Raw genomic sequence first — 18,190 nt, 5'->3', positions numbered from 1 at the left:
TCAGCGATCGATCGCCCGATAGGTCGCCGCGGCCTTGAGCAGCACCTCGCGGTACTCCTCCTCGGCATCCGAATCCAGCACGATGGCCCCACCCGCGCCGATGCGCCAGTGGCCGTCGTGGCGGACGGCGGTGCGGATGACGATATTGAGGTCGGCGGTGCCGCCGAGGCCGAGGAAGCCGATGGTGCCCGAATAGACTCCGCGCGCTTCGGTTTCGAGTTCGTCGATGATCTCCATGGTGCGCAGCTTGGGTGCTCCGGTCATCGACCCGCCCGGAAAGCACGCGCGCAGGCAGTCGATCACGTCGACATCCGGGCGCAACGTCCCGCGCACCGTGGAGACCAACTGGTGCAGTGTCGTATAGGTTTCGGTGGCCATCAGATTCGGCACGTGCACGCTGCCGATCTGGCAGACCCGTCCCAGGTCGTTGCGGAGTAGGTCGACGATCATCAGGTTCTCGGCCCGGGTCTTGGGGCTGTCGGCCAGTTCCCGGCGCAGCCGCTCGTCCTCGGCCGGGGTGGCGCCGCGCGGCGCGGTGCCCTTGATCGGCTTGCTCTCCACCGTGCGGGCGCGATCCACCTTGAGAAAGCGTTCCGGTGAGGAACAGGCGATTTCGAGATCGTCGAAGCGCAGGTACGCCGCGTACGGCGCGGGATTGCAGCGGCGCAGGGTGCGGTAGAAATCGAGACCGTCGGATTCGGTGGCGGGGACGGTCAGGCCGTCGGTGAGGCAGATTTCGTAGGATTCTCCCGCGTGCAGTTTGTCCAGGCACACCGCGATATCGGCGAGGTAGCGTTCGTGACCGCGGGTGAGTAGTCCGGCGACCGCGGCGGTATCCGAGGGCACCTGCAAGATCGGCGGATTCGCCCACGTGGGAAGGGATTCCAGTACCTCGTGCGTGTCACGCAGCCAATCCTCGGCGGCGCGTGCGGTTTCCGGCGCGGGATCGGTGAGCGCCAGCAGGTAGGTACGTCCGGTGACGTGGTCCACCACGACGAGCCGATCGGCGAAGATCCACTGCGCGTCCGGTGTCGTGGCGCGATGCGCGGCCGCGGCGCCACAATCCGCCTTCACCTCGTAGCCGAGATAGCCGACGTAACCACAGGCGAAATCGAAGGGAAGTTCGGGGATTTCGGCCTCGCGTCGGCGCAGCTCGCCCGCCAGGTAGTGCAGTATGTCGCCGTCGACGGTGCGGCGCTCGCCCTCGGCGGTCTCGACGATGACCTCGCCGGATCCGACCCGGTACCGCACCACCTCCGCGAGCGGTCCACTCGCGTCGCCCAGGAACGAGAACCGGTCCAGACCGGGCTCCACATGCTCGCTGTCCAGCCAGAACGCCGTGGGCGAAGCGCCGTACAGCCGCACGAACGCGGCTTCGGTATCGATCGCTCGCTCGATGAGCCGATGCCGCAGCTGCCAGGGGCGCCCCGATTCGGCCAGCCGATGGGCATTTTCGGTCGCGGGGTCGTCCTCGGGTGGCCACCGCCGCGAGGTGCGCACCGAGCCGGGCCCGGTCGCCAATGGTGAATCTCCGTGAGCAGTTGCGAATAGTGTTGCCGCGGTGTCCGATTCATCGCCCTGATGCACAGTGCCGGAAGGTGCGAGTTCGGTAACCCGCATCGTCTGCGGTGACGCCGTTCGCGCCACCCCGCGCCGAATATGTTCGGATGCGCTCGCCGACTCGACCGGGCCCACGCCGGTCCGCAGCGGTAATGCCTGCCCGGCGGGTTGTTCCAGGGTGAGAACGGACCGTTCCGAGGTGGGCGCGGGTGCGTGCGTGGACCGCGGCACGGGCGGGGCGGCAGCGGAACCGCCGTGCGAGGAAACGGGTGGTTCACCGGCGGGATTCGCGGGCGAGCCGGGTCTGCGTCGACGTCCGATCTCCGCGGTCAGCTCCGCGAAGTTGCGCAGCAGGGTAGCCCCGTATTCGCTGGCGATGGATTCCGGGTGGAACTGCACGCCCCACTGCGGTCTCTCGCGGTGCCGCACACCCATGATCACGCCGTCCGGGGTGGTCGCGGTGATCTCCAGCGCATCGGGCAACGGCCGTTCGGCACAGAGCGAGTGGTAGCGGACGGCGGTGAAGTCCGGCGGCAGACCCGCGAACAGTTCGCGGTTGTCGTGGGCGATGTGGTCGAGGTAGCCGTGACGGGCGACCGGAGCGGGCCCGACTACGCCACCCGCGCCCACCACGATGCCCTGGTGTCCGAGGCATACGCCGAGCAGCGGAAGGTCGGCCAGCGCGATGACGGCCGCGGAGATGCCCACGTCCCGGGCGATATCGGGACGGCCGGGTCCCGGGGAGACGACGATATTGTCGAAGTGCGCCAGGCCCAGTTGCGCGACGGTCTCGACCTCGTCATTGCGCACGACCGTCGGTTCCACCCCGTTCACCTCGCTGATCAGCTGATACAGGTTGTAGGTGAACGAGTCGTAGTTGTCGATGAGCAACGTGCGCATGGTGTGCAAAACCCTACGCCTGACCGGTTCGAGCTAACTGTCGTCAGGTGCCTTCAGTTCTACCCGACGGGTCGTGCAGAATGTGTGACATGTCTGTTGCGCAGCCGGTGGAAGTGGATCGCGAGGTCGTGGATTTCGCGGTCGTGGGTCAGTGGATGGATGAGCAGGGCTTGCCCGCCGGTGAATTCGAAGGGGTGACTCCGCTCGGAGGCGGCACCCAGAACATCATGCTGCGCTTCGCCAGGGGCGGCCGGGACTATGTGCTGCGGCGCGGCCCGAAGCATCTGCGCGCCAAGAGTAATGACGTCATCCGTCGCGAGGCCCGGCTACTCGGCGCGCTGGACGGTACCGATGTGCGGTCGCCCCGGGTGATCGCCGCCTGCACCGACGAATCGGTGATGGGTGTGGTGTTCTACCTGATGGAGCCGATCACCGGATTCAACCCGCAGAACGAACTGCCCGAACTGCACGCGGGCGACCCGGAGATCCGGCGGCGGATGGGTCTGTCCGCGGTGGAGGCCATCGCCCGGCTCGGCGCGCTCGACTACCGGGCGCTCGGCCTCTCGGATTACGGCAAGCCGGAGGGCTTCCTGGAGCGCCAGGTGCCGCGCTGGCTCGGCGAACTGGAGTCCTACTCGGCCAATGAGGGTTATCCGGGGCCGGAGATTCCAGGCGTGCGGCAGGTCGGTGAGTGGCTGGACCGCAACCGGCCCGCGCAGTGGACGCCCGGCATCCTGCACGGTGACTGTCACCTGGCCAACATGATGTTCTCCTTTGACGGCCCCGAGGTCGCGGCGATGGTGGACTGGGAGATGTCCACCATCGGCGACCCGCTGCTGGATCTGGGCTGGCAGATCGCCACCCGGCCCGAACCGGGCACCGCCGGGGCGGCACTGGTCGGCAAGCTGGGTTCGGTTGGCGGCCTGCCGACGCCGGAGGAGATGGTCGCGCACTACGGCACCTTCTCCGATCGCGATCTGAGCGTCGTCCCCTGGTACACCGTGCTGGCCTGCTTCAAGCTCGGCATCGTGCTGGAGGGCACGTATGCGCGCGCCTTCGCGGGTAAAGCGCCCAAAGAGGTCGGTGACTTCCTGCACGCGATCACACTCGAGTTGTTCGAGAGGGCGCGCCGCTTGATGGAGTGATCCGGGCGCACATTGCCCACCTGGTGGGTGTGTCGGGATTTTGCGGAGCGTTGGCTGAATATGTATGGCTGAGTATATTCAGCCAACCGTAAGGTTGGCGCATGCCGATCGTTCCCGATGTGAAGAACTGGACCTGGGTCCTCGAAGAGTCCTGTCCCGAATGCGATTTCGACGCGACCCGCACACCGTATGCGGCCGTGCCCGCACTGGCGCGGGAATACGCCGCCAGGCTGTCCGCGACCCTGGCGCGTCCCGGTGCGGTCGCGCGTCCGGACGACGCCACCTGGTCGCCCCTGGAGTACGCAGCGCATGTGCGCGATGTATGCCGAATCTTCGCCTACCGGACCGCGGTAGCTGCGCGCACCGAGGCGGTGGACCCGCGGGTGCCCGCATTCGACCCCCGTGGCATCGACGCGGCCGACGCTCCGGACGGTGTCCCCACCTTCTCCAACTGGGATCAGGATGAGACGGCGGTCGCCGACCGCTACGCCGAGCAGGATCCAGCGACGGTCGCCGCCGAATTGGACGCGGCCGCCGAGATCGTCGCGCAGGCCATCGAATCCGTGCCCGCCGCCGATCGCGGGTTCCGGGTGCGGCGCAGCGACGGCTCCGTCTTCACCGTGGAATCCCTCGCGCGCTACTTCGTGCACGACGTGATCCATCACGTGCACGATGTCCGCGGATGAGTTCTAGAACGTGTTCGGGGTTGAGTGGACTATCTGTCGCTGAATTTTCAACCCGGGACTAGAACGCGTTCCATTTTTCTCGTACTGTGGGTGCAGTCACATATAAGCACGTGCATGCGAGAGGGTCGACAGGAATGAAGACGAAGGGCGCGATCCTGTGGGGGATCGACGAGCCGTGGTCGGTGGAGGAGATCGAGGTCGGCGACCCCGTCGCCGGCGAGGTGCAGATCCGGATGGAAACCGCCGGCATGTGCCACTCGGACCACCACATCGTCACCGGTGCGACACCGATGCCTGCCTTCCCCGTCATGGGCGGCCACGAGGGTGCGGGCGTGATCACCAAGCTCGGGCCGAATTGCCCCGCCGACCTTCAGGTCGGTGACCACGTGATCCTGTCGTTCATCCCGGCCTGCGGTCGCTGTCCGGCGTGTGTGAGCGGCAATATGGCGCTGTGCGACCTCGGCGCGGGCCTGCTGCTCGGCCAGGCGATCAGCGACGGCACCTACCGCATCCAGGCGCGGGGCCAGAACGTCATCCCGATGTGCCTGCTCGGCACCTTCGCGCCGTATATGACGGTGCACCACACCTCGGTCGTCAAGATCGACCCGAGCGTCCCCTTCGAGGTCGCCTGCCTGGTCGGCTGTGGCGTGCCGACCGGCTTCGGTTCCTCCACCCACGTCGCGCAGGTCAAGCCGGGGGAGACCGCGGTCATCGTCGGCATCGGCGGTGTCGGCATGAGCGCGCTGCAGGGCGCGGTGCTCTCCGGCGCCTCCAAAGTCGTTGCCATCGACCCCAACCCGTGGAAGCGGGAGCAGGCGCAGAAGTTCGGCGCCACCCACACCTACCCGTCCATGGCCGAAGCGATCATGCCGCTCATCGACGTCACCGAGGGCCGGATGGCGGAGAAGGTCATTCTCACCATGGGTGAGATGCACGGCGAGTACATCGAGGAAGGCCTGATCCTCACCGGCAAGGCGGGCACCCTGGTCGTCACCTCGATGGGTCGTATGGATGAGGGCGACGTCAAGATGAACAGCTTCCTGCTGTCCATGCTGCAGAAGACGGTCAAGGGCTGCATCTTCGGTGGCGGCAACGCCCGCCAGGACGCGCCTCGCCTGCTCTCGCTGTACAAGTCCGGCCAGCTCAACCTGGATGACATGGTCACCCGCAGCTACTCGCTGGAGGAGATCAACCAGGGCTACCAGGACATGCTGGACGGCAAGAATATTCGCGGCGTCATCCGGTACACCGAAGCCGACTGGTAATCACCCGGCCCGCGCGGCGAGCCGGGTCGCGACCTGGGCGATCAGGTCGTACGGCACCGGCTTGCCCAGCCGGAACTTCAGCGTGCCCTTACCCGCCCGGTACGGCTCGATCGCGGCCTCGAAGGTTTCGTCGCCGTCCGGGATCGGGTAGAGGCTGACATGCTCCTTCCATCCCGCGAAATGAACGACATTGCGGCCGTTCAGCTTCAGCGTCGGGATGTCGTAACTGATCACCTCTTCGGCGTCGGGCAGGGTCCGGTGCAGGGTGCGGCGGATGTCGTCCAGGACGGTCCGCACATTCTCGGGGAAACCGGCGATATACGCGTCGATGGTCGCTGGATGCGCTGCCACGGGATACCTCGATTCCGCGATCGGTTGCCTGGGATGGATCCGGCGAAAAGTCGAGCGTGGTCAGTGTACGCAGGTCCACGTGATGGACTCGGGAGCAGCGGGCCGCCGCCCCCGCGAGCGTCGGGACCCGTTGGTGGTCGACGGCTCCCGGCGCTCGTCAGGGCGACGGACTGTCGCGGGACTCGGCCTCGCGCAGCGGCCGGGCGTGGTGTTTCCGGGGCTCTCAGATGGTGCAGCGCAGCAGCGCCTCGCGCAGGTTGCGGCTGCGGACGTCGTCCAAAACGGCCATGCCGAGGCGGTTCATCGAATAGCCGAAGCCGAGACCGGTTGCGGGGTCGGCGAATCCGAAGGAGCCGCCGAGACCGGTGGTGCCGTAGGCGCGCTTGTCCGAGCCGAAGCGGAATGAGCCGCGCGACTTGCGGAAGCCGAGGTGGTAGCGGCTCTTGGTGTGCAGCACCAGGTCATCGGCGGGGACGTCGTCGGCGGTCTCGGCGGCCGCGAGGCGGTCGAGGATCGCGTCATCGATGGGAAGCGCGCCGGTGCGACCCGCGGCGGCGCCGTAGGTCTTGGCCAGGGCGCGGGCATTGCCGACGCCGTTCGAGGCGGGGAGTTCGACCTCGAGGAATTCGCGCCGGGATGCTCGCGCCGGGGCACCGCAGCGCGGGTTGGTCAGCGCCGCATAGGCATGCCCGCGCTTGGCGTAGATTTCGGCGCCGATGCGCAGCGGGATATCGCGTTCGTAGCGCAGGATATCCAGCCCCTGGGTCGCGGACAGGGTGGCGATCCGCTCCATCGGCTCGTCGGCGGGCAGGCCGATGAAGAAATCCGATTCCAACGGCTCGGCGATGTCCTCGGCGAAGATGCGGCCGAGGGTGCGGTGCCGGGGATCGACCCGGCGCATCAGTTCACCTTGGTACAAGCCGAGGGTGATGGCGTGGTAGCCGTGGCGGGTGCCCGGCTTCCATGCGGGCTTCTGGGCCGCGAGAATTGTTGCGAGACCATCGAGATCGGCGATCTGAGGTAGCTTCACCACGGTGTCCAGACCGGACAGGCCCGCCTGGTGGTCGATCAGCTGGCGGACCGTGATCGCGCTCTTGCCCTGCGCCGCGAATTCCGGCCAGTACTTCGCGACCGGCTCCGCGTAGTCCAGCAGACCCTTCGATACCGCCGCCGCGATCACGAAGGCCGCCATGCCCTTGGTCGAGGAGAAGACCGGAACGATGGTGTCGCGCTCCCACGGCTCGGTGCGGCGCCGATCGCGGTGCCCCGCCCACAGGTCGACCACCGGGCGGTCGCCCGCGTAAACGGCCACGGCGGCGCCGATTTCGCCGTGCTGGGAGAAATTGCGCCGGAAGGCGTCGGCGACGGGGCCGAAGCCGTCGGCCACCTCGCCGTGGATTGTGGGCTGTGCACTCATGGTGCGTCGATGGTACCGGCGGTACCGGTAGGTGGATCGGTCTGTCCGGATCAGGTCCGTACGAGCCGTGGCTTCCCGGTACGGAGAACAGGAAAAAGTCCGTTGGGGGCGGTCACCTCGGTCGAGCCCCCCGATTGTCTCGTACGCTCGCTGGGTGCGTTCACTCGAACAGATCAGGGACTGGCCGGTCCGGCATGCCGCGGCGGGGGTGATCACCCCGGACGGCGTGGCGACCGAGGGCGACACCGAACGCGTCTTTCCGCTCGCCTCGGTGACCAAACCGCTGGTTGCCTACGCGGTGCTGGTCGCCGTGGAAGAGGGTGCGATCGAGTTCGAACAGCCCGCGGGGCCGCCCGGCGCGACCGTGCGGCATCTGCTCGCGCACACCTCCGGCATCGCCTTCGACACCACCGACATATTGGCGAAGCCGGGGACGAAGCGGATCTACTCCAGCGCCGGGTTCGAGATACTCGCGCAGCTCGTCACCGAGCAGACCGGGATCGCATTCGACGAGTACCTGCGCGACGCGGTGTTCGTGCCGCTCGGGATGACCGCCTCGGTGCTCGCCGGTCCGGCCGGGCACGCCTGCCGGTCCACCGTCGGTGATCTAACTCGGTTCGCGTCGGAGTTGCTGAATCCGCGGTTGCTCTCGCCGTCGACGCATGCCGAGGCCACCTCGGTGCAATTCCCGGGTCTCAACGGGGTGCTGCCCGGATACGGGTCGCAGCGCCCGAACGACTGGGGGCTGGGCTTCGAAGTCCGGGACGGCAAGTCGCCGCACTGGACCGGTGGCGCGAATTCTCCTCGCGCATATGGCCACTTCGGTCAATCCGGCACATTTCTGTGGGTGGATCCCGAAATTGGGGTGGCGTGTCTCGCGCTCGCGGACGAGAATTTCGGCGACTGGGCCCGGGCCGCATGGCCGGTACTGAGCGACGGGGTTATTGCCGAGGTGACACGCGAAGGCAACACCCTCGCGAAGTAACACACGTAACATCGGGCACTCCAGTACACTCAGGCAACGCCAGCTGGACGGGTCGTTGGGGAAGACGTCCCTCGTCGAAGCTGGAGGTGTTAGTGGTGCGCGCATCGAGTCAGTTCGCGGACGCGACGGCGGGTGTGGTGTGGATCCACTCGTCGCCCGCCGCGCTGTGCCCGCACGTGGAATGGGCACTCACCTCGGCCCTCGGTGCCCCGGCCAAGCTGCGCTGGACCACCCAACCCGCCGACGGCCAACTGCGCGCAACCGTTGACTGGATCGGCCCCGTCGGCACCGCCGCCCGCATTGCCCAAGCCTTGCGGTCCTGGCCGGTGCTGCGCTTCGAGGTCACCGAGGACCCCAGCGACGGCGTCGACGGCGAACGCTACAGCTTCGTACCCGGCCTCGGCCTCTGGCACGGTTCCACCTCCGCCAGCGGCGACATCACCCTCGGCGAAATGCGCCTGCGCGCCCTCCTACAAGCCTCCCGGGAACTCGGCAAATACACCGCCTACGATCTGGCCGCGGAGATCGACCGCGCGCTGGGGACGCCGTGGGATGAAGACCTCGAGCTATATCGCTGCGGAGTGGATCCCATCGGGGCCGAGGTCACCTGGCTTCGCCGTGATGTGGGGTGAATGTCTGCGTTCCCATCGAGGGGAACACAAGGGCCCGGATATTCCGCCCGCAGCATCAGGTCGAGTGGGAGTCGCGTGTCGCTGACCTGATGCGCGACAGGGTGATTCGGCGTCGTCGGATATCGACGTCGGTGATCTTCACCGTGAGGATGTCGCCGATGTGGACGGCGTCATCGGGCCGGTTCACCGACGGTTCGGTCAGCTCGGTGGTATGCACGAGACCCTCGAAGCCGTCCGCTCGGTCCTCGATACGGACGAAAGCGCCGAACGGCACGATTCGGGTGACGGGTCCGGTGACAATCCGGCCGATCTGTCGCACGAACCCGGTCAGCGGGTCGTCCTGTGTGGCCCTGAGCGACAACGACACCCGTTCTCGCACCATATCGATGCCGAGGATCTCGGCGGTGATCTGCTGCCCGACCGTGACGATATCGGCGGGACGGTCGATGCGTCGCCAGGACAGTTCCGGAATGTTGATCATCGCGATGAAGCCGCCGATATCCACGAAAGTGACTCCGAAAGGGCCGATTTCGATCACCGTGCCGGTCACGATCTGCCCGCGGTGCAGGGTCTTCAGGTAGGCCCAGTCCCGGTCGCCGCGAGTCGGTTCGGTCCGCCACCGGGCGCGGACGATGCCGTCGCCGTCGGGCAGGACCGCCGTGAACAACGGATTGCGCTCATCGACGGCCAGCGGCAGGACCGCGGCGGCACGCGCTCGCGAGATCCCCTCGGCAAGCGCCGCGAACCGCGTGTCGTCGGCGATCACGCTGGTGATTCGGCCGTCCTCGTCTTCCCACACGATCTCGACGGTGTCCTCGTCGTGGAGCGCGGCCAAGGCGGCGGTCACGTCGGCGGACAGATCCGGCCAGACCGTCAGCAGGGCGCGCGGCGCGAGCCGCGAACGCACCTCGTCGACAGTGTCGCGGGTGAGGCGGTGCCAGCGCGAGGCGTTTCCGACAAAGTGTTCCTCCAGCAGCCCCGCACTGTTCGTGTCGACAGCCCAACGCAAGTGGGCCCAGAAGTCGTCGTCGGCCGGCCGCTGTACGTCGGTGCCGTCGTGGGCGATGTCGTAGGGAGAGGTATCCAGGCGCTCCGGGAACAGCCCGAGGGCGCGGGTACGGTCGACCGCCTCCGCGCATGCCCGGCGGCTGCCCACATAGAGATACTGATCCCAGCCGACATGCACCGCGAAGGTGTCCTCGACCTCGAGGCGGCACCAGACACTGCCATCGCGGAGCATGACTCTTACCAATTCCACGCCGACCCCGATCGGAACTTCGGCTCCGTCGTGGAATCCGGCCAGATCGCTCGGGAAGAGTTCGGCCAAGCCGTGCCGGTCGATGGCGGGCTCCAGGCCGAAATGCATGAAGCCGGGCGTGACCTGAGGTTCGCGGATGGACAGATGTCGGACGCCGGTTTCCTCGGCGAAGAGGGCGACCGCCGCGAGGTACGCGGCTTCGACAGCCCCGTGGTCGCTGACCGCGCCCTCCGTACCGGTGTAGGCGCCGTGCTCGTCACGGTCGGCGGGGTCGTACTTGGTGATCCGGTAGACGTAGGGCAGCACGTCACTGTCCCTCGGCGAGTGACCCGGGTGTCACTCCCCGGCGGCGTTCCGGAACACTGTCGCCGCAGCGGTGCCCGACACGGAACAGTCCGGCGACGGCGTATGCACCGGACCGGCGAGGCTCGTCCGAGTGCCCGGTCCAACGGTGGACGATGCCGTTTTCCACGAAATCGGTGCGGAGCTCGGTCATGTCAGGATCGACCTCGATATTCCTTTGTGGCGCAGGGGGTACGGCGACTGTCCGCATGGGCAAGTCTATGCACCGCGACACGTTCCCGGGCGGACCATGTGTTCCACGCGGTGGGCCCTACCGCGCGAGAAAGTGCCAGCCGAGCCATGCCCATATGAGCACAGCGGCAATCTTCGCCGCCCGAGTGCGGGTGAGGTACGCGAACGTTTCCCCCACTGGCGCGACCAGATCCCGGCGTAGCTGGGTGACCGCGACGGCGACGAGCGTGGCCACCAGCACCAGCGCGAACCCGGCGATAATCCAACGTTCGCTCACTTCGACACCAGCCACCAGCCGACACCCAGCCATATGAACCATCCGGCGAATCGCAGCGGAGGCCACTGCTCGAGCGCCGGATCCAGCAGCGTCGAGAATGTCGGGTGTTCGTCGCTCGGCCGGGTCCAATCCGGTTGCCGAGCAAATGCGTACGCCTCCCACGTCATCCCCGCGACCAGCAACGTCGACCAGACGGCAACACCGCGCCGCAGCCGGGCTGTCGATGGCGTCTGCTCGGTCGGCACGCGGAAGGCCAGCATCAGAACCACAGCCGCGGGCAACACCACCAACGCGGTCGCCGGCCAACTGAACGGCCGGGTGGCGGTTCCAGCCGCCGCCAGCACGGCGATGACGGCCAACGGCGCCACGCGCCGTCGGAATGGCTTTGCCGAGCGTGCCGGTTCATTCGCCACACTCGCAGAATATGTTTTTCCGGACGACCGGACTCGGATTTCTGGTCGTCGACACAGCGGCGAAGCCCCCGCGCCCGGCGTTGAGCCTCGCCCGCGTCGTATTCGACTCCGCCCCCGTCTAGCTGCGCAAGATCGGGATCGGGTGGTGAACGGTGGCTCACCACCCGACGGCCGCGACCTGATCGGCCTGGTTCTGATCAGTGGGCCCACTCCGCGACGGAGGCGATCATTCGCTCGACCACGAACGCGTCGTGGAAGCCGCGATGGCCGACCAGGTTTCGGCTGTGCGAACTATGCGTCGGCTGTTGCCAGCGTCGGAAGGTCATCGGCGCGATCCCGCGCGCCCACCTGCGGGTACGTCGGATACTCGATGCCCGAGATGTACTGCACCGTACGCACTACCTGGCACGAATAGCCGAATTCGTTGTCGTACCAGAGATACAGAATCGCGGTGTCGCCATCGACGATGGTGGCATTGGCGTCGACGATCGACGCCGCGCGGGATCCGATGAAATCGCTCGAAACCACGTCGGTGGCCGCGGTGTAGTCGAGGTTGCGGCTCAACGGTCCGGCCAGCGACACCTGACGCAGGTACTCGAGCACTTCGCTCTTCGTGACCTCCCGCTCGAGTTGCAGGTTCAGGATCGCGACCGAGACATCCGGGGTGGGAACGCGAATCGAGTTGCCGGTGATCTTGGCCTTGAAGTCCGGCATCGCCTTCGCGACCGCGGAGGCTGCTCCGGTTTCGGTGAGTACGAGGTTGAACGGCGCGGAGCGACCACGACGGTCGGCCTTGTGGAAGTTGTCCAGCAGGTTCTGGTCATTGGTGAACGAGTGCACCGTCTCCACGTGACCGCGGACGATGCCGTACTCGTCATCCATCGCCTTGAGCGGCGGAACGATCGCGTTGGTCGTACACGAGGCGCACGAGACGATCTGCTCGGACAGATCCAGCCTGCGGTGGTTGACGCCGTGCACGATATTCGGAACGTCGCCCTTGCCGGGCGCGGTGAGCAGGACCTTCGCGATGCCGGGACGCAGGTGCTGCGACAGGCCCTGACGGTCACGCCACTTACCGGTGTTGTCGATCAGGATCGCCTCGTTGATCCCGAACTCGGTGTAGTCGATCGTCGTCGGATCATCGCTGTAGATGAACTTGATGACATTGCCGTTGGCGATGATCGTGTTGTTGTCGGTGTCGACCTTGATCGTTCCGTTGAACTGGCCGTGTACGGAATCCCGCCGCAGCAGCGACGCACGCTTGGCCAGATCACCCTCGCCGCCCTTGCGCACCACCACGGCGCGCAGGTTCAGCCCATTGCCGGACCCGGTCTTCTCGATGAGCAGACGAGTGACCAGACGACCGATACGGCCGAAGCCGTACAGCACCACGTCACGGGGGCCCTGCGGCTCGGCCTTGTTGCCGTCGGTGACGTCGGCCAGTACCGCGGCGGTGAACTCGGGGACCGACAGCCCGCGATCGTCGGTGCGATAGGCCATCACCAACCGGCCCAGATCGATTTTGCACGGCCCCAGATCCAACTCGCTGAGCACCTCGAGGAACGGCAGGGTCTCCTCGATCGACAGTTCCTCACCCTCGATCTGCCGCGCGAAGCGATGCGTCCGCAGGATGCTGATCACCGATTTGTTCACCAGCGACCGGCTGTGCAGCAGGATGGTCACACCCTTCTCGCGATACAGCCTTCCAATGATCGGAATCATCGCCTCCGCGGAAGCCTCGTGAGCGTTCCAGCGGTCAAGATGGTCGTTAGTCAACACACGTCCTCGGGGTTTCCTCGATCTGTACGACCCCCGATGCTAACCAGGGTCTCGCGATCACAAGGCCCCGCTACCCCCTTGTGAGGTCGAGTCGCGGGCGCGTCGAGCATTCCCGAAGCTCTCCGCCTCCGCCCTTCGGCGGTCGGCAACCGGACACTCGGCAATTACTCGACGAGGCCCGCATGTGCCCCAAGAAACCGGTCGAAACCCGAGGCTTGCCCCACGAAATCCGTGCTGACCAGCAATGTCAAAAGTGGGCGCAGAGGGGATCGAACCTACGACCGCTGATGTGTACAGCGCGCCAGATCGAACGGGTACGCGGCTCAGAAGGGGGTGTCCGGAGTGTATGGCATTTCACAGACCCGGCGTCAGCAGCACCAGCGGGATCTCACGGGTGGTCTTGCGTTGATAGCCGGCGTAGCCCTTGTACGCCGCGACGACCCGGGGCCACAATGCCGCGCGTTCTTCCGCGGTTGCCACATGGGCCGCCATTCGTCGCCGCGGTCCACTCTGCAGCGATACCTCGACATCAGGATTGTCACGCAGATTCAGAAACCACGCGGGGTGGGTGGGATCGCCGCCGCGCGAGGCCACGATCACGATCGTCTCGCCGTCGATAACCGGTGCGGTCAGCATGACACTTCGCGGCTCGCCGGTCTTGCGACCGATCGTGGTGAGCTCGAGGGCCGGCATCCCCACGATGGTTTTGCCCAGCTTCCCGCCGCTCACCTTGAGCAGGGCACGGTGAATGGCGTTCTGGATCTTCAGCTGGGTATCACTGGGCATGCTGCGGAATCTACACTGGCCCGCGACCGCGTGAAAGGCTTGGTATCGCAGGATATTTCGACCAGCGTTTCGACCTCGATCGCGGCGGCCGAGGCTTTATGAATGCCGGTCCTCCGCGTCGTGAGGTCGTCGAAGGGGTCCAGCGCGACCGCATCCCTGATCGCCGAAGTCAGGCGGTGCGTGGGGCGTACATGATGACGGCGACGCCGATCAGGCAGATGAGGGCGCCGGTGATATCCCAGCGGTCGGGCCGGAATCCGTCCAGAGCCATACCCCAGGCCAGCGAGCCCGCGACGAAGACGCCACCGTAGGCGGCGAGGATGCGCCCGAAGTGGGCGTCGGGTTGCAGGGTGGCGACGAATCCGTAGAGCCCCAGCGCGATGACCCCGGCGCCGATCCACGCCCAGCCGCGGTACTCGCGCACCCCTTGCCATACCAGCCAGGCGCCGCCGATCTCGGCGACGGCGGCCAGGACGAACAGCAGGATCGAACGCAGGACGGTCATGGCTGCTGAGCCTACGAAATGGCGTTCACGGTGCCGTGGCGCCGGCGGTGCAGCCACATCCTGTGCTTGTGCAGGCGGTCGCGGAGCCGGTCGCGCTGGTGCATCCGGTGCGGTGGGTGCGGGTGCGTGACCAGATCAGTCCGGCGGCTCCGATGGCGAGCAGGGCGAAGCCGAGCGGTTCCAGCCACGACACGCTCAGCAGGGTGATCCCGCCGCCGAGGACACCGGTCGCGATCAGGATCGGGGCCAGGCAGCAGCCGAGGCAGACGGCCGCGCCCAGCCCGATCGGCGCCCACCAGCGCCGCGACGTGGTGGTGGGTTCAGCAGCCACAGTCGCCTCCCGCACCGGCGACGCTGCCGTGTCCGTCGGTGAAGGGGACCGGGCAGCAGAACTGACCGCAGTGCGCGACACCCTGCGCGCCGCGCTGGCGGCCGGATGCGACGACCTGATCGCGTGCAGTGAAAGCCCCCCAGGCTGGAGACACCGAAGCACGCCCTGCTGTGGTTGCCGAGAGCCCGAAGATTCAATCCGACGCGGATCTATCCGGCGCGAACCTGACCGGTGCGGACCTGACCGGCGCGAACCTCCGTGGCGCGAACCTGACCGGCGCCAACCTGACCGACACGAACCTGATCAGCGCGAACCTGACCGACACGAACCTGACCGGCGCCAACCTGAACGGTGCGAATCTGGACGGTGCGAATCTGGACGGTGCGAACCTGCCGCCAGTGCACCCGTGGATCACTGATCAATCAGCGCTGGGGTTGATCACCGAGCCCTAGTGTTCGGGAAACGACCGTTTACCGAACGCCCGAACGTAACCCGGGCGCCGTCGGCGGACCGGCGGACTGAGTGTTCGGAAACCTGTTCGTCAGCCCCTCCGCAGGTGCCGAGATGGAGGCATGGCTCAGCGTTCGGCGACGAAACCAGCAGGTGCTACGGCGCCCCCATCCTGTTGGCGGCACGCTGTGTCAGCCACGCTTCCAAGTGCAGCCTCCGCTACCGCACCGATCTCGAGACCGCGCCTACCGCGACGAGTATCGTCGAACTCTTTGCGGCACTGGCGCTCTCGGTGGCAGCGTGGTGCGCGGGCCGACAGTAGCGGCGCACCCCCGCCCGTTCGCCCGGCAACCGGACGCCGCACCAACTACAGGTCATGGCATGTCGTCACCCATAAGCGGACGATGCGCCCGCCAAAGCGTGACGGACCATCCGAGGGTCAGCCGCTGCCAGATCCCGTAGTAACAAACGTTTCTGATTACCGATCTTCCGTGTGGACCATCACATGGAGGATGAAATGAACCATCTCGCAACAAAATTCGTTGTCGCCGTCGCGTCCGTGGTCATCCTGGGCGCGGGTGCCGCGCCCGCGATGGCGGCCCCGGCTCCGGTGGCGCCGCAGGCCGCACCGGTCGCCGATTCCGGTTCCTCGGGCACCGGCTCCGCGGCCATCGACTTCCCGCTGGGCCTGCTCAAGCTGCTGATGTGTGGTCCGTGGGGCAGCACGCAGCCGCACCCGAACCCGGCTTGCCGCTGAGCGTCGGCCAGGTGAGGCGAAAGCGCGGACTCCCGGAGTCCGCGCTTTCGCGCATTCGATGCGGCACGTGGGGTCCAGCGACGTGAAAAGTCACGCTTAGCGGAGTTTGCCCAGGTCGGGTCGCCGTCGACGGTGAGGGCTCGTGGTTGGTGCTCGCGGTTCCAGGTGGCGAGGAACTCGTCGAGTTCGTCTTCGTCGTGTTGCTCGGACCGCGGGCCCGATCCGGTGCGGGGCTGGGTTTGCTTGGGTGCGGGGAAGTCTGCGCGCGGAACCCATTGGTTGCGTACGGATTCCGCGCTCCAGCCGGGCTTGTCGGCCCATTCGGCCAATGTCACAGGGAGAGGCGCCCGGCACCAGGATGCCGGCGGCTACACCTGGACTGTGAGATTGCGGAGTGGTGGAAGCTTCCGACCGGAAGATCCGTGACCGCGGGTCGTCTGCGTCGAGGGGCTCGGGCCTCGACGCAGTTTCTCGTCGTCGTGCTACCGCAAGGCTCAGACTATTCGGACGTTCATCGTGTACGAGGCGTCATTCTGCGCCGACGTGATGGTCAGGTGGTACCTGCCCGTGGCCGGAAGCCGGAACTGGCTCACGGTGGTATCGGTGGGGTACAGCTGGCCGTTGGGCGCGGTGAGCGCGACGAGGGCGGTGCCGGACGCGGAGGTGTAGTGCGAGATGATCTCGATGGTCATCTGTTGCCCCGCACGGGCCTCGAGTGTCCAGATGTCGCTGTATCCACGGTTGATGTAGCCATCCACGGTGCCGTGGTCGGTGCCGGGCGCGAACTTGATCTCGGCGTAGACCCCGCTGGCGTTCGCCGCGCCCGCGCCGGCGGTGACGACGAAGAACGCCGCCGCGATCGCTGCCATGGCAACGACCGCTTTGCGAAGGGTGATGAGAAAGGCGGTCATGATGTCTCCGTCGTTCTGTGTTGTGGCTGTGTTGATTCGTCAAACGTGTTGTCACGCAACTGATTACTCTCATGATCACTGTCGAGAAGTACTCGGGAGTTGTTACAAGACATCAGGTCGACAGTTTCGATGGCCACGCGAACAGAGGGGCGTCGGCGGCGTTTCTCGACAGCGGACGGACGTGTCGGTGAACGGGGCGCGGGCGAGGAGGTTCAGGAAGCCGAAGCCAGGCGCCTAACACTAAAGCTTGCATCAGGGCTGTGCGAGGCCGATTACCCGATCACGGACGCCCCGAACTCAATTCGAGCGAGGGGCGTTCTGCGGGGTAGTGGGTCGCTTTGCTGCCGGACCCGTCATCCATCCCGACCAGATGGCCATCCATCTTGACGAATGGCCATCTGCGGTGACGATTCAGGGGGCCGCCGTTTCGCGGCGGTGTCGCAGCGCTCCCGTGCCGCGTATATTGCAGCCGATGCACGCGTCGGACGAGCAACAACCATTGATCTCGCGGTGGTCTGGCATAGGGCGCTTGCGTCCCGGTGTGCTCGAGATCGAGGGTCCGCTGGGAAGTCTGCCGGGACATTCTCACCACTCCGTGCAGGTGGCCGTCGCCCACCAGGGGACGTTCGTCATCGAGGATCTCCAGGGCCGTCAGCTACGTACGAACGCGGCGATCGTTCCCGCCGATCAGCCGCACGCGTTCAGCGCCGCCGGCGCCTGGGGCGTCGTGGCGCACGTCGAGCCCCAGTCTTCCCTGGGTGCCGAGCTGATCGAGCTGGTCGACGATCCGTCCCACGCTCGCGCCTGGCATCACGCAGGACAGACCCTGACAAAGGGTCACAGCGCGTACGTGGAAGGGCGCCTGCGCTCCCCCGGAAACACCTCGCACCCCCTTCATCCGGGAGTCGCCGCCGCGCGCACCCGCCTTCAGTCCGAGCTGGACTCACGACCCATCCGGCTTCGCGACCTCGCCGCGACCGTTCATCTGTCGGAGAGCCGGCTGTCCCATCTCTTCGCCCAGGACCTCGGAATCACCTTCCGGGCGTACGTCAGATGGCTCCGGCTGCTCCGGGCGACCGCAGCGGTCGCGCAGGGCCGGTCGCTCACCGATGCGGCTCACCTGGCGGGGTTCACCGACAGCTCCCACCTCACGAGGACGTGTCGCCGAACCTTCGGCGGCCCTCCAACCGCGTTCAACACGATCCGTTGGGAAATCCTGCCGATCTAGCAGGTTGGTCCAATCCTGGA

19 protein-coding genes are annotated in these 18,190 nt (G+C 66.6%); 8 read left to right on the top strand and 11 right to left on the bottom strand.

All coding sequences use genetic code 11. The features are described from left to right. Positions 1 to 2,460, bottom strand: a complete 2,460-nt coding sequence (gene pabB / locus AB0H61_RS34905; protein ID WP_357312055.1) for an aminodeoxychorismate synthase component I — start codon at positions 2,458 to 2,460, stop codon at positions 1 to 3. Between the two features lie 80 nt (positions 2,461 to 2,540). Here pabB and AB0H61_RS34900 point away from each other — a divergent pair, with 80 nt between their 5' ends. The 3 genes from AB0H61_RS34900 to AB0H61_RS34890 all read left to right on the top strand — a co-directional run bounded on the left by AB0H61_RS34900 (position 2,541) and on the right by AB0H61_RS34890 (position 5,556). Next, entirely contained in the window at positions 2,541 to 3,605 is a 1,065-nt protein-coding gene (locus AB0H61_RS34900; RefSeq protein WP_357312052.1) for a phosphotransferase family protein, read from the top strand. Positions 3,606 to 3,706: 101 nt separating this feature from the next. Further along, positions 3,707 to 4,291, top strand: coding sequence for a DinB family protein (locus tag AB0H61_RS34895; protein WP_357312050.1), 585 nt, complete (start codon positions 3,707 to 3,709; stop codon positions 4,289 to 4,291). A 134-nt stretch (positions 4,292 to 4,425) separates the two neighbouring features. Further along, the gene (locus tag AB0H61_RS34890; RefSeq protein WP_357312048.1) at positions 4,426 to 5,556 is read left to right on the top strand and encodes an NDMA-dependent alcohol dehydrogenase; all 1,131 of its coding nucleotides are present in this window, start codon (positions 4,426 to 4,428) and stop codon (positions 5,554 to 5,556) included. On the opposite strand, the gene AB0H61_RS34885 is transcribed toward AB0H61_RS34890, so the two are convergent. Continuing rightward, complete coding sequence (locus tag AB0H61_RS34885) at positions 5,557 to 5,907, bottom strand: DUF1801 domain-containing protein (protein WP_357312046.1); 351 nt, start codon at positions 5,905 to 5,907, stop codon at positions 5,557 to 5,559. 223 nt (positions 5,908 to 6,130) lie between these two features. After that, positions 6,131 to 7,324, bottom strand: coding sequence for a serine hydrolase domain-containing protein (locus AB0H61_RS34880; protein WP_357312044.1), 1,194 nt, complete (start codon positions 7,322 to 7,324; stop codon positions 6,131 to 6,133). Positions 7,325 to 7,478: 154 nt separating this feature from the next. On the opposite strand from AB0H61_RS34880, the gene AB0H61_RS34875 reads away from it, so the two are divergent. Both AB0H61_RS34875 and AB0H61_RS34870 read left to right on the top strand, forming a co-directional pair. Next, entirely contained in the window at positions 7,479 to 8,309 is an 831-nt protein-coding gene (locus AB0H61_RS34875) for a serine hydrolase domain-containing protein (protein ID WP_357312041.1), read from the top strand. A gap of 95 nt (positions 8,310 to 8,404) precedes the next feature. After that, positions 8,405 to 8,941, top strand: coding sequence for a DUF3145 domain-containing protein (locus AB0H61_RS34870; protein ID WP_357312039.1), 537 nt, complete (start codon positions 8,405 to 8,407; stop codon positions 8,939 to 8,941). Positions 8,942 to 8,996: 55 nt separating this feature from the next. Here the strand turns inward: AB0H61_RS34870 and AB0H61_RS34865 are convergent, their stop codons facing one another. From AB0H61_RS34865 to AB0H61_RS34835, 7 genes are all read right to left on the bottom strand, one after another. Then, positions 8,997 to 10,505: a S1 RNA-binding domain-containing protein gene (locus tag AB0H61_RS34865; RefSeq protein WP_357312036.1), complete on the bottom strand. Its 1,509-nt coding sequence runs from the start codon at positions 10,503 to 10,505 to the stop codon at positions 8,997 to 8,999. A 307-nt stretch (positions 10,506 to 10,812) separates the two neighbouring features. Beyond that, positions 10,813 to 11,010: a DUF6186 family protein gene (locus AB0H61_RS34860; protein ID WP_357312034.1), complete on the bottom strand. Its 198-nt coding sequence runs from the start codon at positions 11,008 to 11,010 to the stop codon at positions 10,813 to 10,815. Then, positions 11,007 to 11,423: a hypothetical protein gene (locus tag AB0H61_RS34855; RefSeq protein ID WP_357312031.1), complete on the bottom strand. Its 417-nt coding sequence runs from the start codon at positions 11,421 to 11,423 to the stop codon at positions 11,007 to 11,009. Before AB0H61_RS34855 ends, AB0H61_RS34860 begins: the two co-directional genes overlap by 4 nt. Before the next feature lie 291 nt (positions 11,424 to 11,714). Beyond that, a complete protein-coding gene (locus tag AB0H61_RS34850) occupies positions 11,715 to 13,199 on the bottom strand; it encodes a glyceraldehyde-3-phosphate dehydrogenase (protein ID WP_357312030.1) in 1,485 nt (494 codons plus the stop codon). Positions 13,200 to 13,556: 357 nt separating this feature from the next. After that, positions 13,557 to 13,988, bottom strand: a complete 432-nt coding sequence (locus tag AB0H61_RS34845; protein ID WP_357312029.1) for a nitroreductase/quinone reductase family protein — start codon at positions 13,986 to 13,988, stop codon at positions 13,557 to 13,559. Positions 13,989 to 14,157: 169 nt separating this feature from the next. Then, positions 14,158 to 14,493 (bottom strand): YnfA family protein, encoded by a 336-nt coding sequence (locus AB0H61_RS34840; protein WP_357312027.1) that lies wholly within the window; start codon positions 14,491 to 14,493, stop codon positions 14,158 to 14,160. 25 nt (positions 14,494 to 14,518) lie between these two features. Beyond that, on the bottom strand, positions 14,519 to 14,824 hold the full coding sequence (locus AB0H61_RS34835; protein ID WP_357312026.1) for a hypothetical protein: 306 nt from the start codon (positions 14,822 to 14,824) through the stop codon (positions 14,519 to 14,521). Positions 14,825 to 14,994: 170 nt separating this feature from the next. Between AB0H61_RS34835 and AB0H61_RS34830 the strand changes: the two genes are divergently transcribed. Together AB0H61_RS34830 and AB0H61_RS34825 are read left to right on the top strand one after the other, a co-directional pair. After that, positions 14,995 to 15,276: a pentapeptide repeat-containing protein gene (locus tag AB0H61_RS34830; RefSeq protein WP_357312025.1), complete on the top strand. Its 282-nt coding sequence runs from the start codon at positions 14,995 to 14,997 to the stop codon at positions 15,274 to 15,276. Between the two features lie 515 nt (positions 15,277 to 15,791). Then, positions 15,792 to 16,031, top strand: coding sequence for a hypothetical protein (locus AB0H61_RS34825; RefSeq protein WP_357312024.1), 240 nt, complete (start codon positions 15,792 to 15,794; stop codon positions 16,029 to 16,031). 494 nt (positions 16,032 to 16,525) lie between these two features. On the opposite strand, the gene AB0H61_RS34820 is transcribed toward AB0H61_RS34825, so the two are convergent. After that, positions 16,526 to 16,942 carry a hypothetical protein gene (locus AB0H61_RS34820; protein WP_357312022.1) on the bottom strand — a complete coding sequence of 139 codons (417 nt, stop codon included), beginning with the start codon at positions 16,940 to 16,942 and terminating at the stop codon, positions 16,526 to 16,528. 541 nt (positions 16,943 to 17,483) lie between these two features. On the opposite strand from AB0H61_RS34820, the gene AB0H61_RS34815 reads away from it, so the two are divergent. Continuing rightward, on the top strand, positions 17,484 to 18,170 hold the full coding sequence (locus AB0H61_RS34815) for a helix-turn-helix transcriptional regulator (protein WP_357312021.1): 687 nt from the start codon (positions 17,484 to 17,486) through the stop codon (positions 18,168 to 18,170). The last annotated feature ends 20 nt before the right edge of the window (positions 18,171 to 18,190 follow it).

This window comes from Nocardia sp. NPDC050710 (assembly GCF_040654375.1).
In the GTDB taxonomy this organism is placed as follows: domain Bacteria; phylum Actinomycetota; class Actinomycetes; order Mycobacteriales; family Mycobacteriaceae; genus Nocardia.
The sequence above is the reverse complement of the archived record's forward strand: the minus strand, read 5'-3'. Positions and strand labels throughout refer to the sequence as shown.